Annotated in this window: 21 protein-coding genes, 1 other RNA gene and 1 pseudogene; 13 read left to right on the top strand and 10 right to left on the bottom strand. The window is 55.9% G+C overall.

The features are described 5' to 3' along the window. Window positions 1–35: 35 nt before the first annotated feature. The 5 genes from carA to grpE form a co-directional block, all read right to left on the bottom strand. Window positions 36–1,172: a glutamine-hydrolyzing carbamoyl-phosphate synthase small subunit gene (gene carA, locus ASE80_RS06980; protein WP_056858275.1), complete on the bottom strand. Its 1,137-nt coding sequence runs from the start codon at window positions 1,170–1,172 to the stop codon at window positions 36–38. A gap of 259 nt (window positions 1,173–1,431) precedes the next feature. Then, window positions 1,432–2,238, bottom strand: coding sequence for a 4-hydroxy-tetrahydrodipicolinate reductase (gene dapB / locus ASE80_RS06975; protein WP_056858274.1), 807 nt, complete (start codon window positions 2,236–2,238; stop codon window positions 1,432–1,434). A gap of 10 nt (window positions 2,239–2,248) precedes the next feature. Beyond that, window positions 2,249–3,373, bottom strand: a complete 1,125-nt coding sequence (gene dnaJ, locus ASE80_RS06970) for a molecular chaperone DnaJ (protein ID WP_056858273.1) — start codon at window positions 3,371–3,373, stop codon at window positions 2,249–2,251. A gap of 318 nt (window positions 3,374–3,691) precedes the next feature. After that, on the bottom strand, window positions 3,692–5,605 hold the full coding sequence (dnaK, locus tag ASE80_RS06965) for a molecular chaperone DnaK (RefSeq protein ID WP_056858272.1): 1,914 nt from the start codon (window positions 5,603–5,605) through the stop codon (window positions 3,692–3,694). Between the two features lie 102 nt (window positions 5,606–5,707). After that, on the bottom strand, window positions 5,708–6,268 hold the full coding sequence (grpE, locus tag ASE80_RS06960) for a nucleotide exchange factor GrpE (protein WP_017139264.1): 561 nt from the start codon (window positions 6,266–6,268) through the stop codon (window positions 5,708–5,710). A gap of 254 nt (window positions 6,269–6,522) precedes the next feature. Between grpE and recN the strand changes: the two genes are divergently transcribed. After that, window positions 6,523–8,196 (top strand): DNA repair protein RecN, encoded by a 1,674-nt coding sequence (gene recN, locus ASE80_RS06955; RefSeq protein ID WP_017139265.1) that lies wholly within the window; start codon window positions 6,523–6,525, stop codon window positions 8,194–8,196. Between the two features lie 97 nt (window positions 8,197–8,293). Here the strand turns inward: recN and fur are convergent, their stop codons facing one another. Then, window positions 8,294–8,698 (bottom strand): ferric iron uptake transcriptional regulator, encoded by a 405-nt coding sequence (gene fur / locus ASE80_RS06950; RefSeq protein WP_017139266.1) that lies wholly within the window; start codon window positions 8,696–8,698, stop codon window positions 8,294–8,296. Between the two features lie 98 nt (window positions 8,699–8,796). Here fur and ASE80_RS06945 point away from each other — a divergent pair, with 98 nt between their 5' ends. Continuing rightward, entirely contained in the window at window positions 8,797–9,324 is a 528-nt protein-coding gene (locus ASE80_RS06945; protein WP_017139267.1) for an outer membrane protein assembly factor BamE, read from the top strand. Window positions 9,325–9,388: 64 nt separating this feature from the next. On the opposite strand, the gene ASE80_RS06940 is transcribed toward ASE80_RS06945, so the two are convergent. Together ASE80_RS06940 and ASE80_RS06935 are read right to left on the bottom strand one after the other, a co-directional pair. Continuing rightward, window positions 9,389–9,691, bottom strand: coding sequence for an RnfH family protein (locus ASE80_RS06940; RefSeq protein ID WP_056858271.1), 303 nt, complete (start codon window positions 9,689–9,691; stop codon window positions 9,389–9,391). Next, complete coding sequence (locus tag ASE80_RS06935; RefSeq protein ID WP_056858270.1) at window positions 9,684–10,118, bottom strand: type II toxin-antitoxin system RatA family toxin; 435 nt, start codon at window positions 10,116–10,118, stop codon at window positions 9,684–9,686. The genes ASE80_RS06940 and ASE80_RS06935 overlap by 8 nt, the downstream gene beginning before the upstream one ends. A gap of 167 nt (window positions 10,119–10,285) precedes the next feature. Here ASE80_RS06935 and smpB point away from each other — a divergent pair, with 167 nt between their 5' ends. Next, window positions 10,286–10,768 (top strand): SsrA-binding protein SmpB, encoded by a 483-nt coding sequence (gene smpB / locus ASE80_RS06930; protein ID WP_003176160.1) that lies wholly within the window; start codon window positions 10,286–10,288, stop codon window positions 10,766–10,768. A gap of 28 nt (window positions 10,769–10,796) precedes the next feature. Here smpB and ASE80_RS06925 read toward each other — a convergent pair whose 3' ends face one another. Beyond that, window positions 10,797–11,564, bottom strand: a complete 768-nt coding sequence (locus tag ASE80_RS06925; RefSeq protein WP_056858269.1) for a GntR family transcriptional regulator — start codon at window positions 11,562–11,564, stop codon at window positions 10,797–10,799. Between the two features lie 252 nt (window positions 11,565–11,816). On the opposite strand from ASE80_RS06925, the gene ASE80_RS06920 reads away from it, so the two are divergent. From ASE80_RS06920 to ASE80_RS06890, 9 genes and pseudogenes are all read left to right on the top strand, one after another. Continuing rightward, entirely contained in the window at window positions 11,817–13,511 is a 1,695-nt protein-coding gene (locus ASE80_RS06920; protein WP_056858268.1) for a lactate permease LctP family transporter, read from the top strand. Between the two features lie 72 nt (window positions 13,512–13,583). Continuing rightward, window positions 13,584–16,406: an FAD-binding and (Fe-S)-binding domain-containing protein gene (locus ASE80_RS06915; RefSeq protein ID WP_056858267.1), complete on the top strand. Its 2,823-nt coding sequence runs from the start codon at window positions 13,584–13,586 to the stop codon at window positions 16,404–16,406. A 125-nt stretch (window positions 16,407–16,531) separates the two neighbouring features. Next, a complete protein-coding gene (locus ASE80_RS06910) occupies window positions 16,532–16,810 on the top strand; it encodes a hypothetical protein (protein ID WP_056858266.1) in 279 nt (92 codons plus the stop codon). 104 nt (window positions 16,811–16,914) lie between these two features. Continuing rightward, window positions 16,915–17,311: a transfer-messenger RNA gene (gene ssrA / locus ASE80_RS29925) on the top strand. A gap of 381 nt (window positions 17,312–17,692) precedes the next feature. Next, window positions 17,693–17,953, top strand: coding sequence for a DUF6124 family protein (locus ASE80_RS06905; RefSeq protein WP_056858265.1), 261 nt, complete (start codon window positions 17,693–17,695; stop codon window positions 17,951–17,953). Between the two features lie 113 nt (window positions 17,954–18,066). After that, window positions 18,067–18,600: pseudogene (locus tag ASE80_RS29920) on the top strand (integrase domain-containing protein); the annotation flags it as partial. After that, a complete protein-coding gene (locus ASE80_RS06900) occupies window positions 18,597–18,875 on the top strand; it encodes a hypothetical protein (RefSeq protein WP_056858264.1) in 279 nt (92 codons plus the stop codon). The pseudogene ASE80_RS29920 and the gene ASE80_RS06900, both read left to right, overlap by 4 nt. Window positions 18,876–19,029: 154 nt before the next feature. Beyond that, entirely contained in the window at window positions 19,030–21,597 is a 2,568-nt protein-coding gene (locus ASE80_RS06895) for a hypothetical protein (protein ID WP_056858263.1), read from the top strand. After that, window positions 21,542–23,005: a hypothetical protein gene (locus tag ASE80_RS06890; RefSeq protein WP_056858262.1), complete on the top strand. Its 1,464-nt coding sequence runs from the start codon at window positions 21,542–21,544 to the stop codon at window positions 23,003–23,005. Before ASE80_RS06895 ends, ASE80_RS06890 begins: the two co-directional genes overlap by 56 nt. A 107-nt stretch (window positions 23,006–23,112) precedes the next feature. Here the strand turns inward: ASE80_RS06890 and ASE80_RS31220 are convergent, their stop codons facing one another. Next, a complete protein-coding gene (locus ASE80_RS31220; protein ID WP_201784826.1) occupies window positions 23,113–24,924 on the bottom strand; it encodes a hypothetical protein in 1,812 nt (603 codons plus the stop codon). Window positions 24,925–25,639: 715 nt separating this feature from the next. Between ASE80_RS31220 and ASE80_RS06880 the strand changes: the two genes are divergently transcribed. After that, window positions 25,640–25,900 (top strand): DUF6124 family protein, encoded by a 261-nt coding sequence (locus ASE80_RS06880; protein WP_056858261.1) that lies wholly within the window; start codon window positions 25,640–25,642, stop codon window positions 25,898–25,900. Window positions 25,901–25,992: the final 92 nt, after the last annotated feature.

Below are 25,992 nucleotides of genomic sequence, written 5' to 3'. Positions count from 1 at the left end.
CCACCGAAGTTCGGGGCCGCCCGCAGGCCACTCAGTCAGCGTCGCTTGGCCATCTCATTGATGAAACGGTCGAACAGCGGCGCTACGTCGTTCGGGCCAGGGCTGGCTTCAGGGTGGCCCTGGAAGCTGAACGCGCTCTTGTCGGTGCGCTCGATGCCCTGCAAGGAGCCGTCGAACAGCGACTTGTGAATCGCGCGAACGTTGCTCGGCAGGGTGGCTTCATCCACCGCAAAACCGTGGTTCTGGCTGGTGATCATCACAACGCCGGTGTCCAGGTCTTGTACCGGGTGGTTGGCACCGTGATGGCCGTGGCCCATTTTCAGGGTTTTGGCGCCGGAGGCCAGGGCCAGCAGTTGGTGGCCGAGGCAGATGCCGAATACCGGAATCTCGGTTTCCAACACGTCCTTGATCGCCTGGATGGCATAGTCGCAAGGCTCAGGGTCACCCGGGCCGTTGGACAGGAACACGCCGTCCGGTTGCAGGGCCAGCACGTCGCTCGCAGGGGTTTGCGCCGGCACCACGGTCACGCGGCAGCCGCGCTCAACCAGCATGCGCAGGATGTTGTACTTCACGCCGTAGTCGTAGGCCACAACGTGGTATGGCAGATCAGCAGCTTCGATGGTCGCGTGACTGTCGGTCTTCAAGTCCCAGACAGTGGAGCGCCACTCGTACTTCTCTTTGACGCTGACAACTTTTGCCAGGTCCATGCCTTTCAGGCCTGGGAAACCTTGCGCAGCGGCGATCGCCGCCTCTTCGGAGATACTGTCACCGACCATGATGCAGCCGTTCTGCGAGCCTTTTTCACGCAGGATGCGTGTAAGGCGGCGCGTATCGATACCGGCGATCGCCACAACGTTGTTGGCTTTCAGGTAATCGGACAGCGACATCGTGTTACGCCAGTTGCTCGCAACCAGGGGCAGGTCACGAATCACCAGACCGGCCGACCAGACACGATCAGACTCGACATCTTCCGGTGTAGTACCGGTGTTGCCGATGTGCGGATAGGTCAGGGTAACGATCTGCTGGGCGTAGGAAGGATCGGTAAGGATTTCCTGATAGCCGGTCATGGCAGTGTTAAACACTACCTCTCCAACGGTTTGACCGTCGGCTCCAATGGCTTCGCCGCGAAAAATGCTGCCATCAGCAAGGGCGAGTATGGCTGGCTTAGTCAAGAAGACCTCCCGTAAATAAAGCCTGAAAGGGCGATCGCAGGTTGTAAAAAAGCGGAGTGACGTATGGACACGTCACCCCGCTTCTTCACTGAATTATTCTGCGCGCTTTTAGTGGACACACTAAAGCTGTAGCTTACAGAAAAAGGCTTTTTTGGTCCACCGCTAATGAGCCTTAAAGGCAGGGGAATGCGACAGGACGTCGCTTAGCGGGTAAAAACGGGGCCTAAGCATAAGCTTGAGGCCCTATTTTAGCTACTGATTAGTGCAGATCCAGCACGTCGCGCATGTCGTAAAGAGCAGGCTCACGACCTTCCAGCCAGAGCGCCGCACGCACCGCACCCTTGGCAAATGTCATGCGGCTGGAGGCCTTGTGCGTGATCTCCAGGCGCTCGCCTTCACTGGCAAACAGCACGGTGTGATCACCGACCACATCACCACCGCGCACCGTGGCAAAGCCAATGGTGTCGCGGGCACGCGCGCCGGTATGGCCTTCACGCCCGTAAACAGCGACTTTGGACAGGTCGCGCCCCAGGGCATCGGCAATCGCCTCGCCCATGCGCAGCGCAGTACCCGACGGCGCATCGATCTTGTGGCGATGGTGGGTCTCGATGATCTCGATATCCGCCTCATCACCCAACACGCGCGCGGCCAGGTCCAGCAACTTGAGCGACAGGTTCACGCCGACGCTGAAGTTGGCGGCGAAGACGATCGGAATATCCTTGCCCGCCTCCACCAGCAACTGCTTCTGCTCGGCACTCAAGCCTGTGGTGCCGATGACCATGGCCTTGCCCGCCTTGCGGCAGAACGCCAGGTTTTTCAGCATCACTTCCGGCAAGGTGAAGTCGATCAGCACATCAAACTCGTCAGCCACCTGCTCCAGGTTGCCCGACAACGAAACGCCGATGCGACCCAACGAGGCCAGCTCACCGGCGTCCGCACCGATCAGCGTGCTGCCGGGGCGAACAATCGCCGCCGTCAGCCCGGAGGCCGGCGAGCGCTGCTGCACCGCCTCGACCAGCGTCTTGCCCATGCGCCCGGCAGCGCCCATTACGGCTATACGTCGCATATTCACGTCCTTACAAGTCGCCGAAGAAGCGCTTCACGCCATCGAAGAAGCCAGTAGTTTTCGGCGAATGGGAGTCATCGCCTTCCAACGAGCTGCGGAACTCTTCAAGCAGTTCGCGCTGACGACGGCCGAGGTTGACGGGCGTTTCTACCGCCACACGGCACATCAAGTCGCCAGCACCGCCACCGCGCACCGGCGCAACGCCTTTGCCACGAATGCGGAACTGCTTGCCGGTCTGGGTGCCTTCCGGGATCTTGAGCTTGACCCGACCATCCAGGGTCGGAATTTCCAGCTCGCCACCCAATGCCGCGTCGACAAAGCTGATCGGCACTTCGCAGAACAGGTGCTTGCCATCACGCTGGAAGATCGAGTGCTCGCGCACATTGATCACCACGTACAGGTCGCCCGTCGGGCCGCCCTGAGCGCCCGCCTCGCCTTCGCCCGACAGGCGAATACGGTCACCGGTATCAACACCCGCCGGCACTTTCACCGAAAGGGTCTTGTACTCTTCGACACGGCCTTCGCCATGGCAGGAGTCGCACGGGTCGGAAATGATCTTGCCCTGGCCATGGCAGCGCGGGCAGGTCTGCTGCACCGAGAAGAAGCCCTGTTGCATGCGCACCTGGCCAATACCGCCACAGGTTGGGCAGGTGATCGGCGAGGAACCTTTCTTGGCCCCCGAACCGTCGCACGGCTTGCAATTGACCAGCGTCGGCACACGGATATTGACCGTGGTGCCGCGCACAGCTTCTTCCAGGTTCAGCTCCAGCGTGTAGCGCAAGTCACTGCCGCGCTGGGCACCGCCGCGCTGACCGCCACGGCCGCCACCAAAAAAGTCACTGAACACATCGCCGAAAATATCGGAGAAGTTCTGACCACCAAAACCGGCACCGCCGCCACCCATACTCGGGTCGACACCGGCATGACCATACTGATCGTAGGCCGCGCGCTTATTGGGATCAGACAAGCATTCGTAGGCCTCATTGGCCTCTTTGAACATCTCTTCGGATTCTTTGCTATCCGGATTACGGTCCGGGTGGTGCTTCATCGCCAGGCGACGGTAAGCCTTTTTCAGGTCCGCCTCGCTGGAGCTGCGCTCCACACCCAACACTTCGTAATAGTCACGCTTTGCCATAAGTCTTTGCACTCTTAAGGACGTTCAGCCCGGCCCTCCTGAGCCTTGCCGAACTCGTTGAGCCCCAATACAGGCCCGGACCCAACTCACGTCAATTCAACGATCCTGGTCATAACTACTTTTTAGCCAGGGACCCGGCCAAAAATGCGGTATTTACTGCTCGGAAAGCAGGAGCATTCCCGATCACACCGCCAGCACCCGAACCTTGTCGCATGCTGTAAAAATTCACATACCCCAGACACGCCAACGCGGGAGCAAGCTCCCGCGCGGCGACATCCTACCAGTCACCGCTTGATAGCGGTCAACCGGGCAATCAACTTACTTCTGCTCTTTGACTTCTTCGAACTCGGCATCGACAACATCGTCGTGCTTGGCTTCAGGCTCTGCTTGTGCAGCGCCTTCTGCCGACTGGCCTTGCTCGGCGTACATTTTCTGGGCAACCGGAGCGGAGACTTTCGACAGCTCCTCAACCTTGGCTTCGATGGCAGCCTTGTCGTCGCCTTTAATGGCGGTTTCCAGGGCAACCACAGCGGCTTCGATCGCGGTCTTCTCTTCGGCAGTCACTTTGTCGCCTGCTTCGGAGACCATTTTACGCGTCGAGTGAACCAGGGCATCGCCTTGGTTACGCGCACCGGCCAGCTCAGCAAACTTGGCATCCGCATCAGCGTTGGCTTCAGCATCACGAATCATCTGTTGAATTTCTTCATCAGACAGACCGGAGTTGGCCTTGATGGTGATCTTCTGCTCTTTGCCGGTCGCCTTGTCTTTGGCACCTACGTGCAGGATACCGTTGGCATCGATGTCGAAGGTCACTTCAATTTGCGGCACGCCACGTGGTGCTGGTGGAATCTCGGCCAGGTCGAACTTGCCCAGGGACTTGTTCTGAGCGGCTTGCTTACGCTCACCTTGCAGCACGTGAATGGTCACAGCGCCCTGGTTGTCGTCGGCCGTCGAGAACACTTGCGATTTCTTGGTAGGAATCGTGGTGTTTTTCTCGATCAGCGCGGTCATCACGCCACCCATGGTTTCGATACCCAGGGTCAGCGGGCTGACGTCCAGCAGCAGCACGTCTTTCACGTCGCCGGCCAATACCGCACCCTGGATCGCAGCACCCATGGCAACCGCTTCGTCCGGGTTCACGTCTTTACGTGCTTCTTTACCGAAGAACTCGGTGACCAGCTTCTGAACCAGTGGCATACGGGTCTGACCGCCAACCAGGATCACGTCGTTGATCGAGCCAACGTCGATACCGGAGTCTTTCAGCGCGATGCGGCAAGGTTCGATGGTGCGTTGAACCAGGTCTTCAACCAGCGCTTCCAGCTTGGAACGGGAGATCTTCACGTTCAAGTGCTTAGGACCAGTGGCGTCTGCAGTGATGTACGGCAGGTTCACGTCGGTCGACTGAGCCGAAGACAGCTCGATCTTGGCTTTTTCAGCGGCTTCTTTCAGGCGCTGCATCGCCAGCGGGTCACCCTTAAGGTTCATGCCGCTTTCTTTCTTGAATTCGTCAACGAGGTAGTCGATCAGACGAATGTCAAAGTCTTCACCACCCAGGAAGGTGTCGCCGTTGGTGGCCAACACTTCGAACTGGTGCTCGCCGTCAACTTCAGCGATCTCGATAACGGAGACGTCGAAAGTACCACCGCCCAGGTCATAAACGATCACGGTGTGGTCGCCCTTGGCCTTGTCCATACCGTAGGCCAGAGCGGCTGCGGTGGGTTCGTTGATGATACGTTTTACGTCCAGGCCAGCGATGCGGCCGGCGTCTTTGGTCGCCTGACGCTGGCTGTCGTTGAAGTAGGCCGGAACGGTGATCACCGCTTCAGTCACGGCTTCACCGAGGTAGTCTTCGGCGGTTTTCTTCATCTTTTTCAAGATTTCAGCCGAGATTTGCGGCGGCGACATTTTCTGGCCGTTTACTTCAACCCAGGCGTCACCGTTGTCAGCCTTGGCGATTTTGTAAGGGACCATCTTGATGTCTTTCTGTACGACTTCTTCGTCGAACTTACGACCGATCAGACGCTTAACCGCGTACAGAGTGTTGTGCGGGTTGGTGACAGCCTGACGCTTGGCCGATTGACCGACGAGGATTTCACCGTCGTTGGCGTAAGCAATGATCGACGGCGTGGTACGCGCGCCTTCGGCGTTTTCGATAACTTTAGCAACGCCGTTTTCCAGCACGGAGACGCAGGAGTTGGTAGTCCCCAGGTCGATACCGATAATTTTGCCCATGATTTACTCTCCCGAAACTTTAATTTGGTTGCCGCAGCAGTGGTGGCTAACTGCGGTAGCACTTAAACGCTTGACTTATAGATGGGGCCGTTACGACTGATTTCAAGCCTGCTCATCAATAGAAGGTGCAACGGGTGCAGGAGCCTTGCTCACCACCACCATCGCCGGGCGCAACAAACGACCGTTGAGCTGATAACCCTTCTGGAACACTTTCAAAACACTGTTGGGCTCCAGGTCATGGCTTTCCTGCATGGCCATGGCTTGGTGATGCTCAGCATTGAACGGCTCACCGCCTTGTGGATCGATGGCTTCCAACTGATAACGCTTCAGGGTGTCCTGGAACATTTTCAGGGTCAGCTCAATCCCTTCGCGCATCGGACGGATGTTTTCGTCGTCAGGGTTGGACAACTCAAGGCCACGCTCCAGGCTGTCGATAATCGGCAGCAGGTCGTTGGCGAATTTTTCCAGCGCGAATTTATGAGCCTTTTCGACATCCTGCTCGGCACGGCGGCGGACGTTCTGCAGATCGGCGGCAACACGCAAAGATTGATCCTGCGCAGCGGCCAATTGCTCTTCGAGCACTTGCACACGAGTCGCCAGTTCATCACCGGCAGCCGAATTGGCGTCTGGAGTTTGCGTATCCTGCGTCTGTTCGTCAGCCATAGATTTCTCCTTTCAAAATCATGCGCGAACTCAACTCGCGCTTCTGTTCCGGTATATGGGGCCACAATTTTCAGGTTCAAGGGCGCAGGCGTTACCAAAAGTCTTTCAGTTGCTCTGGGTCAATTCCGGCAGCGTCATTGCGCTTTGCGCTAAAAAATACTTCTACTCAAGCAAATTGAGCTAAGCATCAGGATTGTCAGCGCTGAATAAAACACTGTATAAATAACCAGACCTAAAGCCTGGGAGCGGCCGTCATGCTGGTGCACCTGTCCGTACATAACTACGCCATCGTTGAACACCTGGACCTCGAACTGGATCGCGGGATGAGCGTAATCACAGGCGAAACCGGCGCCGGCAAATCGATCATGCTCGACGCCCTGGGTCTGACCCTGGGCGACCGCGCCGACAGTGGCGTGGTACGCCCAGGCGCAGACAAGGCCGACATCCTCGCCACTTTCGACCTCGCCGATATTCCCGAAGCCGAGGCCTGGCTGGCCGAGCGCGACCTTAATAATGAAGGCCCGTGCATCCTGCGCCGCGTCATCACGGCGGAAGGTCGTTCACGCGGCTACATCAATGGCACACCCTGCCCGCTCGGCGATTTAAAGGCACTGGGCGAGTTGCTGATCGATATCCACAGCCAGCACGAACACCAATCCCTGCTGAAAACCGACACCCATCGCCGCCTGCTCGACGAATACGCCGGCGCCACCGACCTGGCGCGCCAGGTGCAGCTTGCCGCCCAGCGCTGGAGGCAAACCCGCCAGGAGCTCGAGCGACTCTCCAACTCCGGCGACGAACAACGCGCTCGCCATCAACTGCTCAGCTATCAGCTTGAAGAGCTGGAGAGCCTGGGCCTTGGCGAAACCGAGCTGGAGCAACTGGAGCAGGAACACAAAAACCTGACCAACGCCGAAACCCTGCTGGGTATCTGCCGGCAAGTGGTGGAGCAATGCAGCGAAAGTGATTCGGGCAATGTACTCAATGCACTCACCGCCAGCCTCAACCGCCTATCAAGCGTGAACAGCGGGTCGGGCTCCTTGAGCGAGGCCACCACCCTGCTGACCAGTGCGCAGATCCAGGTAGAAGAAGCCGTAGGCGAACTGAATCGCTTCCTCGATCACTTCGACGCCGACCCGGCGCGCCTGCAAGAAATCGAAGAGCGCCTGGACACTATCTATACCCTGGCGCGCAAACACCGTATCCAGCCGACCGAAGTGGCGACGATGCAGCAAAAGCTGCTGGATGAGATCGAAACCCTCAACGCCAACGATGAGTCGATTGAACGGCTGGGCGATGAACTCGCCTCCTTCGCCCGCCACTACCAGGAAAAAGCCCGCGAACTCAGCGACCTGCGCCAGCAAGCCGCTACCAGCCTGGCCAGCGCCGTAGAGCAGGAAATTCAGCGCCTGGGCATGCCCGGCGGGCGCTTCACCATTGAGCTGCACGCCAACACCAGCAACGAACTGCAACCCCATGGTTTGGAACAAGTGGAGCTGCTGGTCAGCGCCAACCCTGGCCAGCCGCTCAAGGCACTGGCGAAAGTGGCGTCCGGCGGTGAGCTGTCGCGAATCAGCCTGGCGATTCAGGTGATTACTGCCCAAACCTCACGGGTACCCACGCTGGTATTCGACGAAGTGGACGTGGGGATCGGTGGGCCGACGGCGGAGATTGTCGGCCAACTGCTGCGCCGCCTTGGCGAACGTGGCCAGGTACTCACCGTGACTCACTTGCCGCAAGTGGCCGCCCAAGGGCATCAGCATTTATTTGTACACAAAGTGCGCGGCAGCGATGCGACGCATACGGCCGTGTCCAAATTGAACAAATCGGAGCGGGTAGAAGAGGTGGCGCGGATGTTGGGCGGTATCGACCTGACGAAAGAGTCGCTGGCCCACGCGAAGAAAATGGTGGTGGCTGCCAAGGCCTGAATCGAGCTTTTTCGCTCTATTTTCTCTCTTATAGAAAGCACGAAGGCGACCCTGGGGTCGCCTTCTATCGTTTCACAGAGCAAATCTGTGTCGATTTTTACTTTTTCTTACGGATGTACAGGACCAGATTATGGTCCACCAAATCGAATCCATGCTGCTCAGCGATCTGGTGCTGGAGCTTCTCGATTTCCGGGCTGGTGAACTCGATAACCTCATTGGTATCCAGGTCAACCATGTGATCGTGATGACCACCGTCAGCCAATTCGAACACTGCATGACCGCCGTCGAAATTATGACGAACCACCAGCCCTGCGGCTTCAAACTGGGTCAGCACACGGTAAACCGTGGCCAGGCCAACGTCCTCGTTAGACTCCATCAGCGCCTTGTAAACATCCTCGGCACTCATGTGGCGCTGCTCAGCAGAATCGAGCATTTGTAGAATCTTGACTCGTGGCAGAGTCACTTTAAGACCGGCTTTGCGTAGTTCGCTATTTTCAACCATGGTTAGCTTTCTCGCGGATGCTGCTTCGCAGCTTCTCTTAATACGGGTATGATCGGCGTTTACGTTGTCCCAGCCAAGATAGTGGAAGTCGCCCACCGATGCAAAACACCAAGCTCTTGCTAACCAGTTTCACCCTTGTGGGACTGCTCGCACTCGCCGGTTGTTCATTCCCCGGGGTTTACAAAATCGACATCCAGCAGGGCAATGTCGTCACGCAGGACATGATAGACCAGTTACGCCCGGGAATGACCCGACGGCAAGTACGGTTTATTATGGGCAACCCCCTGCTGACCGACACTTTTCATGCCGATCGCTGGGATTATCTCTACAGCATCCAGCCAGGTGGCGGTGAGCGCCAGCAGGAACGCGTCAGTGTCATCTTCAATGGCAATGACCAGCTTGTGAGCCTGTCCGGTGACTTCATGCCCGGCGTAAGCCGTGATGAAGCCTTGCTCGGCAAGGACAACGGTACCAATGTAACTGCGCCAGCGCAGGAAGCAGAGAAGCCTAAGTCCGAAGTGCCGGCCAAGCCTGGCTCCTTGCTGGATCAGATCCAGAAGGACGTCGACGGCGTGCAGACCGTCCCTGTCCCGACGCCCCAACCTCTGGACACCAGCCCGCAGTAATTGTGCGGCGCTCGATAAAAAGCCCGGCATGCCGGGCTTTTTATTGCCCTGCCGATTGGCAGCCTTATGGGTTCTGCTGCCGCGCCAAGGCCGCCTTGGCCGCACGCAGCCTGCGCACTTCCTTGGGGTCTGCCAGCAAGGGCCGGTAAATCTCGATTCGATCACCTGGCTGCGCAACTCGCACGTGCGCATCGGCGACCACTTTGCCGAATATGCCCAGCGGGCAATCCGCTAATACCAAGCCTGGACACTGCTCAGCAATCCCCGACGCCAGCACCGCAGCCTTCAGGCTAGTACCCGCAGGCACCGTCACCGCCAGCAAGACCTGGCGATCCTCGGCGGCGTACACCACTTCAATCTCAACCATGCAGTTGTTTGGCTCGCTGGCAAAACGCATCCACCAGGGTATTAGCCGCCTGGTTGAACAAAGGCCCCAGGGTCGCCCGCACAATCGGGCCAGCGTAATCAAAGGACAGGTCCAGGCTGATCTTGCAGGCCTTGTCGGTCAACGCCTTGAATACCCATACCCCATGCAACTGAGTGAACGGCCCTTCCTGCAGGTTCATCTCAATGGATTTGCCCGGCACCAACACATTGCGCGTTACAAAATGCTGGCTAAGCCCACCCTTGGCCACCCCGACACTGGCGACCATATGCTCATCGCTGCTTTCCAGCACGTCGGCGGTTGAGCACCAAGGCAGGAACTCCGGGTAACGCGCTACGTCATTGACCAGGTCATAGAGCGCCTGCGCCGGATAAGGCAATAAAGCCGAACGTTGAATATGCGTCGTCATGTGAGCGTTACTTCCACTGCTTGAGGCAAACATCGCGAAAGAACAGCCCGATCCGCGAGAGAAAAAAACCAGAGAACTGCCGGTATTGTCCGGGATTCGTCCAACACGCTCAAGCACGCAGGTTGACCGTAGCCGACACGCTCGCAACTCCCTATAATGCCGCCCCTATGGCTAAACAAAAGAAACACCCCACAGGGACCATCGCGCAAAATAAAAAGGCGCGACACGATTACTTCATCGAACATCGGTTCGAGGCTGGTCTGGTCCTGGCCGGCTGGGAAGTAAAAAGTCTGCGCGCCAGCAAGCTGCAACTGGTCGACAGCTACGTATTGCTCAAAGATGGCGAGGCATGGCTGCTGGGCAGTCATATCACCCCGCTGACCACCGCGAGCACCCACGTGATTGCCGACCCGGTGCGCACGCGCAAGCTGTTGCTCAACGCCCGCGAACTGGAAAAGCTCGCGGCTGCCGTACAGCAGAAAGGCTATGCCTGCATCTGCCTGTCCTGGTACTGGAGCAAGCACCTGGTCAAGTGCGAGATCGCGCTGGGCAAGGGCAAGAAGGAATACGACAAGCGCGATACCGAGCGTGAGCGCGACTCCAACCGTGAGTTGCATCGCGCCGTGCGCAACAAGGGCAAGGAAGAGTAATCCTTGTGACGGTGTAGCCCCACGCGGGCTACATCCCTTTACGTCGCTCCGCCCGAGCCACGCGCTGGACCTCCTGACGCACCTCCTCCAACACTTCCTGCACGTACAGCAGGTGACGTGTTGAGACGTCCCGCGCCTGCTCGGCGCGCCCTTCGATAATCGCCAAATACAAATCCCGATGCTGGCTGATCAACATGTCACGGGTTTCTGTGCGTTGCTGGTACATGCCACCGATATTGGTCACCACGTTACGCTTGAGCAAATCGAACAGGCCACGAATGGTGTGCAGCAACACGGCGTTATGGCTGGCTTCAGCGATGGCCAAGTGAAACCGTGCATCCGCCGCGCCCTCTTCCAGCCGGCTGACTTCATCAGCACGGGTGTAGCAATCCTGCAGTGCCTCAAACGCTGCGGTCAGCCGCTCGCGGTCGACCTCAGTGGCACGCAATGCGGCGTAGTAAGCGCAGGACGCTTCCAGGGTCTGACGAAACTCCAGCAAATCCCGCTGAGCCTCCGGATTATTTTCCAGCAGGTGCAGCAACGGATCACTGAAGGTCGAACCCAGAGAATCCGCCACATAGTTACCGCCGCCCTGACGGCTGACCAACAACCCCTTGGCCGCGAGCTTCTGGATCGCCTCACGCAGCGAAGGGCGCGACACGCCAAACTGTTCAGCCAAAGCGCGCTCGGCTGGCAAGCGTTCGCCCGACTTGAGCGTGCCTTCGAGGATCATGCCCTCAAGCTGCTCGACAATATCGTCAGACAAACGGCGCTGACGCACCTGATCAAACCCCATAACTCACTCTCCACAAACCCGACCACTCGCCAGGCCCTCTATTCTCGCCTATCGCCGCGCTTGCGGCACCTATCAGAACGCCTTCGATTCACCCAACCAGATCACCCCACCCACACCGCTACGACCAAAGTTTCGTGGGCGGCAAATTGACACACCCCTGCCAAGGCTTTTACTCTAGCCGAAAGCGACTGTAAATTGGTATTACCAATTATCCAAGCTGACCAAACAACAACAATCAGGGGCCACCCCATTATGCAAACCTGGCAACAGCTCTACAGCCCACTCGGCAGCCTCGGCCTGTCCGCATTGGCCGCCGTTATCCCGATCGTATTTTTCTTCCTGGCACTGGCGGTGTTCCGCCTCAAAGGCCACGTGGCAGGCAGCATCACCCTGGGGCTGTCGATCCTGGTGGCTATTTTTGCGTTCCAGATGCCGGTAGACATGGCCTTGGCCGCCGCCGGTTACGGGTTTGCCTACGGCCTGTGGCCCATCGCCTGGATCATCGTCGCCGCCGTATTCCTCTACAAACTGACGGTCAAGAGCGGGCAGTTTGAAATCATCCGCAGCTCGGTCCTGTCGATTACCGATGACCAGCGCTTGCAGGTGCTGTTGATTGGTTTCTGCTTCGGCGCCTTCCTCGAAGGTGCGGCCGGTTTCGGCGCACCCGTGGCGATTACCGCCGCGCTGCTGGTCGGCCTGGGGTTCAACCCGCTGTACGCCGCCGGCCTGTGCCTGATCGCCAACACCGCGCCGGTGGCGTTCGGCGCGCTGGGTATTCCGATTATCGTCGCCGGGCAAGTCACCGGTATCGACTCGTTCAAGATCGGCGCCATGGCCGGCCGCCAGTTGCCGCTGCTGTCATTGTTTGTGCCGTTCTGGCTGGTGTTCATGATGGACGGCCTGCGCGGCGTTCGCGAAACCTGGCCAGCCGCACTGGTAGCAGGCCTGAGTTTTGCCGTCACCCAATACTTCACCTCCAACTTCATCGGCCCGGAGCTGCCGGACATCACCTCGGCCCTGGCCAGCCTGGTAGCGCTGACCCTGTTCCTGAAAGTCTGGCAGCCCAAACGCAGCGCCGGCGCACAAATTGCCGGCGCCACCTCCGCCGCAGCGGTCACCGCCAGCGCCGGCGGCTTCGGTCAACCACGCCAAACCGTCGCCTCGCCTTACAGCCTGGGGCAGATTTTCAAAGCCTGGTCGCCGTTCCTGATCCTCACCGTGCTGGTCACTATCTGGACGCTCAAGCCGTTCAAGGCGATGTTCGCCGCCGGCGGCTCGATGTACAGCTGGGTGTTCAACTTCGCGATCCCGCACCTGGACCAATTGGTCATCAAGGTCGCCCCGATCGTCACCAACCCCACGGCGATTCCGGCCGTGTTCAAGCTGGACCCGATTTCAGCCACCGGTACCGCGATTTTCTTCTCGGCACTGATTTCGATGCTGGTGCTGAAAATCGACCTCAAGACTGGTCTTACCACTTTAAAAGAGACCTTCTACGAACTGCGCTGGCCGATCCTGTCCATCGGCATGGTGCTGGCGTTTGCCTTCGTCACCAACTACTCCGGCATGTCCTCGACCATGGCTTTGGTATTGGCCGGCACCGGCGCTGCGTTCCCGTTCTTCTCGCCGTTCCTCGGCTGGCTGGGGGTTTTCCTGACAGGCTCCGACACCTCGTCCAACGCCCTGTTCAGCTCGCTGCAAGCCACCACGGCGCATCAGATCGGCGTCAACGACACCTTGCTGGTCGCAGCAAACACCAGCGGCGGCGTGACCGGCAAGATGATCTCGCCACAGTCGATCGCCGTGGCCTGCGCCGCCACCGGCCTGGTGGGCAAAGAGTCCGACCTGTTCCGCTTTACCCTCAAGCACAGCCTGTTTTTTGCCACCATCGTCGGGCTGATCACGCTGGCGCAGGCCTACTGGTTCACCGGTATGCTGGTGCACTAAAAGCCTGCACGTAAGTAGGGTAAGAATCGACGCCGGACAACGGTTCCGGCGTCAGCTATTTCTGGAGGACCGATGAGCCTGCCTGCTGCTTTCCTGAGCGACGTCGCACAACTGATCCCGAAAGATCGTCGCTTCGACGACCCTCTTTCCACCCTCGCCTTCGGCACTGACGCCAGCTTTTACCGACTGATCCCACAGCTGGTGGTTCGCGTGGAGTCGGAAGATGAAGTCGTGGCTCTGCTGCATCTGGCCCAGCGCGACCGCGTACCCGTGACCTTCCGCGCAGCCGGCACCAGCTTGTCCGGCCAGGCCATCAGCGACTCGGTGCTGATCGTGCTGGGTGACAATTGGAACGGCCGCGAAATTCGTGGCCAAGGCACGCAGATTCGCCTGCAACCTGGCGTGATCGGCGCCCAGGCCAATGCGTGGCTGGCGCCGTTCGGGCGCAAGATCGGCCCGGACCCGGCCTCGATCAACGCCTGCAAGATCGGCGGCATCGTCGCCAACAATGCCAGCGGCATGTGCTGCGGCACCGCGCAAAACACCTATCACACCCTGGCCGGCATCCGCCTGGTACTGGCTGATGGCAGCCGCCTGGATACCGAGGACGCGGCCAGTGTCAGTGCCTTTCGCCAACAGCATGGCGAATTACTGGAACGCCTGGCCACGCTGGGCCGGGAGACCCGGGCCAACGCCGAACTGGCTGCAAAAATCCGCCACAAATACCGTCTGAAAAACACCACCGGCCTGTCACTCAACGCCTTGGTGGATTTCGATGAGCCCCTGAATATCCTCAGCCATCTGCTGGTGGGCTCCGAAGGCACCCTCGGTTTTATCAGCGCAGTCACCTACGACACCGTGATCGACCACCCGAACAAGGCCTCAGCGCTGATTGTGTTCCCGGATGTGGAAACCTGCTGCAATGCCGTGACGGTGCTCAAAACCCAACCTGTCTCCGCCGTTGAGCTGCTGGACCGGCGCAGCATGCGCTCGGTGCAGGACAAACCGGGCATGCCGGCTTTCGTACAGCAGTTATCGGAAAACGCCTGCGCGCTATTGATCGAATCCCGTGCCGCGTCGCCGTCACTGCTGCAGGAACAACTGGCGCTGATCATGGCGTCACTGGCCACTTTCCCGGTGGAAAAGCAGGTCGACTTCACCCAGGACCCGCTGGAAAACGCCCGCCTGTGGGCCATCCGCAAAGACACCTTCCCGGCCGTCGGTGCCGTGCGTAAAACCGGCACCACGGTGATCATCGAAGACGTGACCTTCCCGGTCGAGCAACTGGCTATCGGCGTAAACCGCTTGATCGAGCTGTTCGATAAACATCACTACGACGAAGCAATCCTTTTCGGACACGCCCTGGAAGGCAATCTGCACTTCGTCTTCACCCAAGGCTTCAACAGCGCGGAAGAAGTCGCACGCTACCAGGCGTTCATGGACGACGTCGCACAGCTTGTGGCAGTGGAATTTGGCGGTTCACTGAAAGCCGAACACGGCACCGGCCGCAACATGGCGCCCTTCGTCGAGCTGGAATGGGGCAGCGATGCCTACCAGTTGATGTGGCAGCTTAAACGCCTGCTCGACCCCAACGGCATTCTCAACCCCGACGTGGTGCTGAGCGAAGACCCGCAAATCCACCTCAAGCACCTTAAGCCGCTGCCTGCGGCCGACGAGCTTGTGGATAAGTGCATCGAGTGTGGTTTCTGTGAGCCGGTGTGCCCTTCCAAAGGCCTCACACTCAGCCCGCGCCAGCGCATCGTGATCTGGCGCGATATCCAGGCAAAGAGACGTGCAGGCGTCGATACCACCGAACTGGAAGCGGCCTACCACTACCAAGGCATCGACACCTGCGCCGCCACCGGCTTGTGCGCGCAACGCTGCCCGGTGGGCATCAATACCGGCGACCTGGTGAAAAAGCTGCGCGCCCGCGACGCCGACCGTACGAAAACCGCCGACTGGCTGGCCAGCCATTTCGCCACGGCCATGCAAGGTGCGCGCTTTACCCTGCATGTGGCCAATGGTGCGCGCATGCTGCTGGGCGCGCCCCGCCTGGCGAAGCTCTCGGCCAAAGTCACGCAACTGTCCAAAGGGCAGATCCCGCAGTGGACCAACGCCATGCCGCAGCCGGAAAAAGCCATCCGCTTCAGCCCGGCAGTGACTGACGAGCGCCCGCGCGTGGTTTACCTGGCCGCCTGCGTCTCACGCGCCATGGGCCCATCAGCCGACGACAAAGAGCAAATGTCGCTGTACGACAAAACCCGCGGCCTGCTGGAAAAAGCCGGTTACCAAGTCGTGTTCCCCGACAACCAGGACAGCCTGTGCTGCGGCCAGCCATTCGCCTCCAAAGGCTACGCCGAACAAGCCGAACACAAGCGCCAGGAACTGATCGGCGCCCTGCTCCACGCCAGCCGTGGCGGCCTCGACCCGATCTACTGCGACACCAGCCCCTGCACCCTGCGGCTGGTGCAAGACCTCGGCGAAACCCGCCTGGACCTCTACGACCCGGTGCGCTTTATCCGCACCCACATGATGGACCGCCTCGACTTCACCCCACAAGAAGCCCCGATCGCCGTGCATGTCACCTGTAGCACCCAGCACCTGGGCGAAAGCCAGGCCTTGATCGACCTTGCGCGGCGCTGCGCCACCACCGTGGTGATCCCGGAAGGCATTCACTGCTGTGGCTTCGCCGGCGATAAAGGCTTCACCACCCCGGAACTCAACGCCCACTCACTGCGCTCGCTCAAGGATGCAGTGCAACATTGCAGCGAAGGCATTTCCACCAGCCGCACCTGCGAGATCGGCCTGAGCCAGCATGGCGGCATTGATTACCACGGCCTGGTGTACCTCGTGGACCGCGTCACCCAGGCCCGCGCCCATGAAACCTGCAAATAAAACAGAACCCCTGCGCGCCGGCGCAGTCATTTGAATAGGCCTCGGCGAACGAGGCTCACCCGTGACCTCGCTGGCTGCCCCGCCTCGGCGCAGCATCGAGCCTTATTTGCTCAAGGAGATACCCCATGAAGCGTACTGCTCTTGCTGGCTTGTTCATCACCGCCGCAATGTTGGCCTCGCCTGTTTTTGCTGCCGGCGAGACGGACCTGTGCAAAATCAACCTGGATAAAATCAACAACGGCCAAGCCCTGCTCGCCACCGACACCAGTGGCAAAAAGGGCGAAATCGACACCGCCGTGTCCCAGGCCAAAGCCGCGCACGCCGCTGGCGATGACAAAAAATGCATCGAGATCACCTCCAAGGCCCTGCAAGATCTGCAGAACGGCGACAAAGGCGGCCAATAAGCGGCTCACTCGCTGAGGGCCAACCTTCGGGTTGGCCTTCCGTGACGGTTTGGCGTACACTGCACAGGCTTGTCACTCACTAAGAAACAACGAGTTACAAGCACGGGGCCGTTTAGGATTCGACGCCGGTCGCGAAACTTTAGGTGCATGCCGAGTTGGTAACAGAACTCGTAAATCCACTGTTGCAACTTCTTATAGTTGCCAATGACGAAAACTACGGCCAGGAATTCGCTCTCGCTGCGTAAGCAGCCTTAGCCCTGAGCTTCTGGTACCTTCGGGTCCAGCAATCACCAGGGGATGTCTGTAAACCCAAAGTGATTGTCATATAGAACAGAATCGCCGTGCAGTACGTTGTGGACGAAGCGGCTAAAACTTACACAACTCGCCCAAAGCACCCTGCCCTTCGGGTCGCTGAGGGTTAACTTAATAGAAACGGCTACGCATGTAGTACCGACAGCGGAGTACTGGCGGACGGGGGTTCAAATCCCCCCGGCTCCACCAATTCGAAGCATCGACAAAACCCGCCTAGTGCGGGTTTTGTTGTTTCTGGAGGCTGGAAAGCCCAGCCGGCGGGCCTTCGGATTTTTCCTTCAAGATGTCGCGCCGTTGGTGAACTGGCGCAGCCCCCACCACAACGCTAACGTTCCCCCGTCGCTGCTCATCAGCGACCGGCTTTGACAGGCCGAAAAGTGTAACCTTTCACACCCCATGATTTAACGGCATGCTTCACGCATCCCGTCTCGTTCATGGCGGCTGTGCGTGGGGCATCTTCGGGTGCGCCGGGTTCCTACACTTCCGGTCTGTCAACCCGCGTACAGCTGCCACCCAATCCTGTTTGACAGCAGGGGGCGGCAGCTCCTTAAACAGTGTGGGAGCTTCATCATGAAAAAAATCACTCCGAATCCTCCGGCAAGTCTTTTCACGGTCGTTCAAGACATCGACTCCGAAACCCTACTGATTCAAGCCAGCGAAACTCTGGCCTCGCTGAACGCTATCACCACTGACCTGGCTTTCGAGCTCGAGGGTGAAAACCGTCAGAAGCTCTTGGGGAGCCAACAATTAATCGTGCTGGGTGAGTTACTGATCGAGCGAGTGTTGGTCGTAATGCACCCCACAACCGACACGTCACCGTCCCCGCAATAGCAAAAATCAAAAGGCCGAGTCGCTATGCAGCAACTCGGCCTTAAGAATCTTCGGCTCTCAGCCGTACGTTACCTCACTCAAAATAAACGTGGTCTGACCCCAGCCCCCACAGCGAACAGCAGCACCACCGCGTAGCCGCTATTGTCTGCTTGGCCCGCGCAACCGGCATGCGCCTACGCTAAGCCATCCTGGCTGACTTGCCACGCTTGCAACGTGAGGCTGAGTGCTTAGGTCGCATCAATATTCAGGACGGTACCAAAGGTGGCAGGTCCGGGGCTTCAGCACCGCGCTGGATCGAGGCCAATGAAGAGGTGAAGGCGGCGCTGCTGATCGCTTGTAATACCTCGCCGACCGGCAGCCGCAATTTGTTAGCCCGAGACGAAAGCTACGCCAAGTTCCTACAACAGACAACGCGCCCTGCTCGTGAATTACTTCAGGAACAAGGGTTGAAGGGGTTTCATGAATTGCGAGCAGCGTACCCCTGCGAACGTTACACACAGCTCACGGGCCACCCCGCGCCCATCAATGGTGGCCGATGCTATCGCATTGACCGCGGTCTTGATCAGAAGGCACGACGGCAAATCAGTATTGAGCTTGGGCATAACAGAATTGATGTGGTTTCGGCCTATGTAGGAGGAAGAACGTGACCAAGCCCTTCGAAATGGAGATGTTTCTGAGTGGTGCCCTGACCGGCTCGCAGATCACACAGCGACGACACCTACGCCAAGCTCGAATCATGCAAGCTGCCATCCAGCAGCAATGGCAGCGCGAAAACCCTTGGACCTGGCAATGCAAACATGTGCGTTGGTTCCTAGCTCACTACTTGAAGGATCGCTCCGAGGCTACTCGATATTACTATCAACTCACCGCCATCTTGATCTGGCAGCGAATGGGTAAGCCGGCTTTGCGCATCACCATGTGATCAACATATCTTGGACGTTCCATTGGTGCCCAGCGTTGGGATATTATCTTGCTACTGAAGAAACACCGAGCCCCCACGTTTTTTCCTGTGCCACATCACGAGAAAGTAGAGGGTTGCCAACCAACCGAGGCTGACAAAAGGCCTGGAAATCGCTATGGAAAACTTCGACGATGAGATTGGCAGAGCTATAGAAGCAGGCCAGGCCAATCTCCGGGCAATGACACTTGTACGTAACTGGTGTTTCCACGCCGAAATCACAAGGAGTGGTGGGAGGGGGATGATAGAAGAAATGACCAACCTCCCTATTGGTCACATGGGCATGCAATGCAAATACTCCAAATCGCACTCAATGCAAAGTTGGCGACTAGAAGATGCTGCTTATGACTTCTACATAAATAACTGCAAAGGGTGTACAAAACGTGTTCACGTAGGGCTCCCCAACATATCTGCCTTCATTGGACCAAGGGAACAAGCTGCTGAGCTCCGAAAAAAAGAACGTGAGAAGGAAGAAGATTTAAGAAAACAAAACCAAGATCTTAGACGCCAAGCACGGGCAAAACTACGTCACGAGTCCTCATTAGAAGAAAGCTTCGTCCTTGACCTGCTGGACGAACTTGATCAGGACTCAATCGATAGTGAAGATCCTCGCCTCGAACAGCTTGCAAAGCTAGCACCTGAGACCTTCACTAGAAATATCATCCTACATGTACTGCCCGATGTCTTATGTGGAAACTTACCTTATTCAATTTCAGCAGGTAAAGCTTTACTCAAAGCCTCGCTGCAAGACGAGGAGCGGCTCCAAATCGCTATCCGATTGATAAAAGCGGGTGAAATGTCAACCTATGCAGTTGATATTGTTCTGTCTAAATCTGAGGCGATCCTCTCAACGGATCTCCCAATGATAGTACACCGTTTTGCAACACTAGCCTTAGGTGCTCCCCCTGGACAAATATTCGGATCCGTAGTTCGAGAAAGCCTCGACAGCAGACCTATTCGTCAACTTTTCGCATCCAAATCAACAGAAATCAGCTCAAAAATAAAAGAGTTATTAAGTGATCCAAGATCGGACGCGGTGCAGGATGCCCTAGAGATCATACTTGCCACCAACGATAGTGACTTACTCTTGTTGCACGCAAGAACGGTCATTTCGAAACTTATGCGCAGGCGAACATTATTCCCTAACGAGAAGAAAGACAGCGCAACCATTTATTATTTACGTAAGGCTGCAGAAAAACTTCTAGAAATTTCTCCGACCAGTACCGACCTGCTTCTTGAGTCCTATCTCGCGGACAATGACGAAATAGGGCGGAAAGAATACTGCAAAGTCTACTACTCAGTTCTTAATCAACCCTATGATGAAGCTCCACGTATCGGCCAGGCACAACGAATAGCATTCAGAAGGCTACTATGGAGCACTGTTCAAAGCCCTACAGACTCAGGAAGTGAAGCCGCCCATTTCTTTCTTAATCCACGAGAACGTTTTGAAGAACTGGCCGCTTTTCACTTCGACGATATGATTGGGGCCGCTGCCACGCTGGGGAGAATACATGATGACGAACAAGAAAAAGGACTTGTTGATGTTCCCGAAAATCTATTCTCTGAAATAGACAAAAGGAACAAACTTTCGGCAATTGATAGGTTACAAGGAGCACTAATCAGTTGGGCAGCGAAAGGCGCAAACTTTAAAGGTGTCGAAGGCATCGAAGACTTTTTGCGACTTTACCGAGGTTTGCCCAACGACCAAATTTTATTACGCGGAAAGATGATCGGCGCTATCTCTTTACTCCTCACGGATGTGCGAAGTATAAATCTTATACTATCGGATTGGTACCGCGCGATTTTGGACGAACATAGCTTCATCCGGGCCTCCGCCATTGAGGCATGGGAGAAAGTCCCAAGAAAATTAATCGAAAACTTCCCTAATCTCTTCATAGAATCAGTGGCCGCTCTCTTAACAGACCCTTATATAATTGTCCACAAGGCTGCCGTTCGCACCTTACGACACAACCCCTTACCCCAAGAACACTCTTCCATCATACAAAATAAGCTTTGGAGCTTAATCCTCCACTATTCAAATACAAACAAACAGGATGAGTTCACGGTCGACTGCATTGAAACACTTATATCCACTGGCATATCAGCAGAACAAATAGAGGGATCAACGGGTAAGTTTTTATCAGAAGTTACTTTAAGGCTTGAACAGGGTGCACTATATCGCGCAATCGAACACCTAGGGCGCAGCTTAAAAAACGCCCCGAATTTTACAAAGGTCGCGACTAAAGCAATTCAGGATAATTATATCCGATCTATCTCTATCGATTCCGCTTCTGCCATTATACTACGCGCGAGCAAGAACGAACTCAGGAACTGCTCAGACGATTTAATTTCAGCATTCAACAACCTTGACCTCTCCAACCCAACGAACTTCAGCGAGGCTTTACTGTATGTCGCCTCACTAAGCAGCACCGGGCTACAGGAACTTGCTGAGGGCTGCCTATTAAAAATAACAGAAAACATTCCTAATGAAGACAGAGCGACACATTGGCTACTACAAGCTAGTTTAGTTTCCACATCCAGCCGCATTGAAAAAACCATCAAAAGCGGAATCACCAACAAAGAATTATTCAGCAACTGGAAAAAACTAACATCTGACCTGGAGAAAGAGAATGAGGCAAGAGCCAAAACTAGAAATTTTCCACCAAATTTTTTCTTTGAGAATTGAAATTTGGTCGGCGCTTGAAGATGTTCTACAGCCAACACACAGAGAAATCTCCGAATTAAATACGGCCTGTACCAAGTTGCAAGACAATCTTGCAACATTCACATCCTCAGACACAGTGGACGATTACAAGGCTCATTGCACTGCGGCTACAATATTCATACTGTTAGCAGAGTGGCGACACAGTATTCGCGTTGCGGCACCTGACTCCCAACGTTTCTTGCAGTCAGCGAAGCTTCATGTTTCCGATATAGATCGCAGTTTAAGTTTCACAATGAATGACCGGTTACTAAAATTCTTTTCCACAGTGGAGAACCTTGTCAATCCAAGCGACTTATTTGCCATACAGAAAGATTTGCTCAACTGGCCTCTCCCTCTACCGCTTTTTTTGAAAAGCCGGAGCAGCGGCTTATCGATTCCACACACTAAACTACCAGATCAACCCGCTGAAAATCTCGACTCCACGATCGCCTTTCTAAAGTTTGATATCGATGGCCAACCTGCAAAAAACTGGAATTATTTGAAACCAGGAATATCATACGATCTGGCCATTGAGGTCAGAGTGTCAAATTGGCCAAACGACGCACACTCACTTTCTCTCTCTCCAGTGACAATGGACTCAAGAGAGCGAAATTGGCTTCCGAGCTTTAGATTCTCGAAACCTGATGGCGTACACCCATTCACATTTACGGCGACTGGTCGAGCAGTTTTAGAAGTCGCACACTCATTTGGCTCACGGCCCTATGAGTTTCTCTACGCAGCTGAGTTTGACCAAATAAATGGTCGGCAAAAGGTCACTACGATAGGCCATAGACGACTTTTGCTAGAAGGCTGCGATGTTGTAGCCAACCCTCTTACCGGTTTCTCAAGTATCGACCAATATCTTCTTAAAATAAGGAACGAGTTAAGAAGCCAACCAGGGATTAACCCTGACGACATTTCCAACGCTATGGTTTTACTCTCAGGGATTGGGAACATTGCTGGCCAAGCCCTGAGAGATGCAATCTTTGAGACTGGGACTTCTGAGCGTGCTTTTCAAATCAAGGCGACCGAAATGTTGCGTAACCGCAGCGATATTGGAGAAAGCCTTCAAGCTCATGGCGAGGCCGCTGGAGGTATAACCGACCTGAGCTTTCACAGCATTCCTCTGGAATTGAAGGTGGAGCACAAGAAAGCTTTACTGCCAGAACACTTTTCGAAATATTTTGAACAAGCGGCCGCATATGCAATTGGGTTTGGCAAACGGATCGCTATACTTTCCGTACTTGAAACCTCTGAGAAATTGACCCCCATCGGAGTTATCGAAGACGATATAAAAGTCTTTGCCCATCAATCAGGCCAATCAATTATTCTGATTATAGTGGCCGTTATTAGAGGCGGCTTTCCTAAACCAAGCTCATACTCACGTTGAAACAAATTACATCCTACTACCAAAAAAAGCTGGCTCCCCCATTAGGCGATCAAGACCCAGACTAATAAAAAAGGGAAACGGCCTCCTCGCCTCGAGTTTCTCTGGGATCACTCTTGGCAAATCACACAACCGAAAGCCCCTACCTCTGCACACGCGGCAAAGTAAGACGAGAGGAGCCAATAGAGCTGCACAAAATAGGGGTCAACCCGCCCTCCGACGTTCATCCTGTCAAATTCTGCCGCTACGGCAGCTTTGCTGAGCGATGACGTCACAATCGCTACCCTCTTCATGGTATGCGGAGCACTACGACACTGGGTAACTGCGGCTTGGACGGCGGCCATGGTCCCTCTACAGACTCGCTGGATCCTAGTTCTTTGTCTGTCGTTGTTGTAACAGCGGTCCCATACCCCAAATTTCGCTGCCATTTTCGGTTCTGGAAGTGCCAGGTTTCCCAGGTTTTTCAGCGCCTGGCTGACCGAAATATGGAACGGGCTGGCACCCAGTGAAAGCGCCCCATGCTTGGCATGATAAAAGGTGATCCGAGGGGAAGCTGGGTCTGTTCTGAATCCGATGAAGTCAGCCCATTCTTCGTTGAGATCGTCACACACGATGACATCATCCTCTGCCGCAATAGGGCCAAGAATTGCCCCAAAGGTTGAAGTATCGTCAAATGTCGTATGCGCTGCCGAGAACGTCCCCTTCTCACCCGTGACGTGAGCAAGCTCTTCACTTGCGAATAGGTAGCCCAAGAAAGTAGCCCCTCCACTCGTGAGGGAGTCGTCCTGGTACAAGCTTCCGTCGATATAGGCGTACTGAGGTTGATCGAACAACACAATGAAGGCGTCGTTTTGATCGATGAAGCGTCTAAGCGGCAGGCGGTTTTCATCTGTTCCCAGTACATACTGTGTACTCTCGACAGAGACGTCCGAGATCGAAGGGACGTCCAGGCTCCTCAATGCGATTCGAGTTTTGTTCAGCGCGATTCCGCCAACCTCATCTCCTGTCACAGGATGCTTCAGCAACGCCTTTCCCCCTGCCTGCTCAACAGTAAGAACATACGTCAGATCCTGAATGATGGCTTCAACCTCTACGCGTCCCAGCTCCCGATAGCCCGCACCGTTCGGCTTTACGAATCGTACGGAGGCATCATCAAAAATGCTCTCCTGCAAGAGTGCAGTGTCTACCGCAAATTGTGTCGGCAGTGCACTTAATTGGGATAGCTCTAAAGGTCGGGCAAAGGTGCTCAGGAAGGCTGAAGAATCGGCGCCGGCATTGACCGTAATCTGGTCGATAATTGCGGTGGCAAAATCCACCAGATGCTCATGGCCAGATCGGTCAGACCGCTGGGAAATGCGTCCCGTCCGTGGGGTGGTGGAGAAATGCTCTCCGTCGTGGCGGAAGCTGTACCCGAGCGGCGCGAAACGGCTGGATGAAGTCAATCCAACATTATTCAGAAGGTTCTCCCCTTCAAGCGTCTTCCCTCGCAGGGCTAGTCTAGAGGTCGTCATATGCCGGAGCCGAACTCGACCGAATACAGAGCCCTCGGTGGTTATCCCGGTATCGATATCCTGAGAATTGATACGTAAGAGATGCGCTTTGACAAACGCCGGGGTGAGATCCAGTTGGGATTTGAACACCGCAATGTGATCGCTGTACTCGACAATCAGCAAGTAGCCACTCACCTTTTCAAACACTTTGGTGGTATCGGCCAAGAAGGCTGGCTTACGATCAAACTGGAAACATACAGCCGACCAAAGGGCGTCACCATGCGGCTGGCGGACGTAGCAAAAATGGTTATTAGAAGGGGTAATCTGACCTTGCCGCACCGCTCGAAAAAGCTGATTAACTGCTTTAGCTGTGAGAGGGGCGCTTTGTTTGTAGAAATAGCAGGACTTGCTGGCTTGAAGCTCAGTGATCATAACCGTATCCCTGTTGTCGATGCACATGTCGCCAAAGTAGCCCAATGCCATTAAAGGTGTCTAGCCGAGCAGGTATACCTACTTGCCTTCTTGCCCCCCCTCCTGACCGCTTCTGCCCCACCTACGCCTTAGGTTGCACAAAGCATCTTGAGAAGAAAAATAGAGGCGAAAAATTTACTACTCCGAATTTTCCTTCATGACATTGACTCATAGAGAAAACCTGAACAGAGCAGTTTTCACTAAAACCGTATTCCAATCGGTATTCCACAAACAAAACATGCTAACTATTATTCATACAAATCATATATATACAGCAGCAGTTCAACTTACCCCGGCCCACCAATTCGAAGCATCAACAAAACCCGCCCAGTGCGGGTTTTGTTGTTTCTGGAGGCTGGAAACCCCAGCCAGCGGGCCTTCGGATTTTTCCTTCAAGATGTCGCGCCATTGGTGAACTGTTCCCACTCCCCCTACACAGCTAACCTCCTCCCGTCGCTGCAAAATCAGCGACCGGGTTTAGCAGCTCGGTTAATATCAAGGCCTGCAACGCCACCATCCGTTCAGCATCCGCTGAACTGCGTTATGGCGGCTGTGCGTGGGGCACTTTCGGGTGCGCTGGGTTCCTTGATTCCTGGTCTGCTAACCCGCGTACAGTCGCCACCCTCTTCGTTTAGCAGCGATGTCTGGCGACTCCACCAATCAAGGAGTTTGCGCCATGAAAAAAATCACCCCCAATCCTCCAGCGAGCCTTTTCACGGTCGCTCAAAACATCGACCCCGAAACCCTCTTGATTCAAGCCAGCGAAACCCTTGCCTCGCTGAACGCCATCACCACTGACCTGGCTTTCGAACTCGAAGGCGAAAACCGTCAGAAGCTCTTGGGTAGTCAACAATTAATCGTGCTGGGTGAATTACTGATCGAGCGGGTGTTGTCCGTACTGCACCCCACAACCGACACATCACCGTCCTCGCAGTAGCAAAAATCAAAAGGCCGAGTCGCTATGCAGCAACTCGGCCTTAAGAACCTTCAACCCTCAGCGTACCTTCGCTCACTCGAAATAAACCCAGT

The sequence above is a fragment of the Pseudomonas sp. Leaf15 genome (genome assembly GCF_001421425.1).
Taxonomy (GTDB): Bacteria; Pseudomonadota; Gammaproteobacteria; order Pseudomonadales; family Pseudomonadaceae; genus Aquipseudomonas; species Aquipseudomonas salomonii.
This window is presented reverse-complemented; position numbering and strand designations above follow the sequence as displayed.

Bases quoted from the DNA above. Each gene is read 5' to 3' on its own strand.
- dapB (WP_056858274.1), bottom strand. From the start codon at position 2,238: ATGCGACGTATAGCCGTAATGGGCGCTGCCGGGCGCATGGGCAAGACG.
- dnaJ (WP_056858273.1), bottom strand. From the start codon at position 3,373: ATGGCAAAGCGTGACTATTACGAAGTGTTGGGTGTGGAGCGCAGCTCC.
- dnaK (WP_056858272.1), bottom strand. From the start codon at position 5,605: ATGGGCAAAATTATCGGTATCGACCTGGGGACTACCAACTCCTGCGTC.
- grpE (WP_017139264.1), bottom strand. From the start codon at position 6,268: ATGGCTGACGAACAGACGCAGGATACGCAAACTCCAGACGCCAATTCG.
- recN (WP_017139265.1), top strand. From the start codon at position 6,523: ATGCTGGTGCACCTGTCCGTACATAACTACGCCATCGTTGAACACCTG.
- fur (WP_017139266.1), bottom strand. From the start codon at position 8,698: ATGGTTGAAAATAGCGAACTACGCAAAGCCGGTCTTAAAGTGACTCTG.
- ASE80_RS06945 (WP_017139267.1), top strand. From the start codon at position 8,797: ATGCAAAACACCAAGCTCTTGCTAACCAGTTTCACCCTTGTGGGACTG.
- ASE80_RS06940 (WP_056858271.1), bottom strand. From the start codon at position 9,691: ATGGTTGAGATTGAAGTGGTGTACGCCGCCGAGGATCGCCAGGTCTTG.
- ASE80_RS06935 (WP_056858270.1), bottom strand. From the start codon at position 10,118: ATGACGACGCATATTCAACGTTCGGCTTTATTGCCTTATCCGGCGCAG.
- smpB (WP_003176160.1), top strand. From the start codon at position 10,286: ATGGCTAAACAAAAGAAACACCCCACAGGGACCATCGCGCAAAATAAA.
- ASE80_RS06925 (WP_056858269.1), bottom strand. From the start codon at position 11,564: ATGGGGTTTGATCAGGTGCGTCAGCGCCGTTTGTCTGACGATATTGTC.
- ASE80_RS06920 (WP_056858268.1), top strand. From the start codon at position 11,817: ATGCAAACCTGGCAACAGCTCTACAGCCCACTCGGCAGCCTCGGCCTG.
- ASE80_RS06915 (WP_056858267.1), top strand. From the start codon at position 13,584: ATGAGCCTGCCTGCTGCTTTCCTGAGCGACGTCGCACAACTGATCCCG.
- ASE80_RS06910 (WP_056858266.1), top strand. From the start codon at position 16,532: ATGAAGCGTACTGCTCTTGCTGGCTTGTTCATCACCGCCGCAATGTTG.
- ASE80_RS06905 (WP_056858265.1), top strand. From the start codon at position 17,693: ATGAAAAAAATCACTCCGAATCCTCCGGCAAGTCTTTTCACGGTCGTT.
- ASE80_RS06895 (WP_056858263.1), top strand. From the start codon at position 19,030: ATGGAAAACTTCGACGATGAGATTGGCAGAGCTATAGAAGCAGGCCAG.
- ASE80_RS06890 (WP_056858262.1), top strand. From the start codon at position 21,542: ATGAGGCAAGAGCCAAAACTAGAAATTTTCCACCAAATTTTTTCTTTG.
- ASE80_RS31220 (WP_201784826.1), bottom strand. From the start codon at position 24,924: ATGATCACTGAGCTTCAAGCCAGCAAGTCCTGCTATTTCTACAAACAA.
- ASE80_RS06880 (WP_056858261.1), top strand. From the start codon at position 25,640: ATGAAAAAAATCACCCCCAATCCTCCAGCGAGCCTTTTCACGGTCGCT.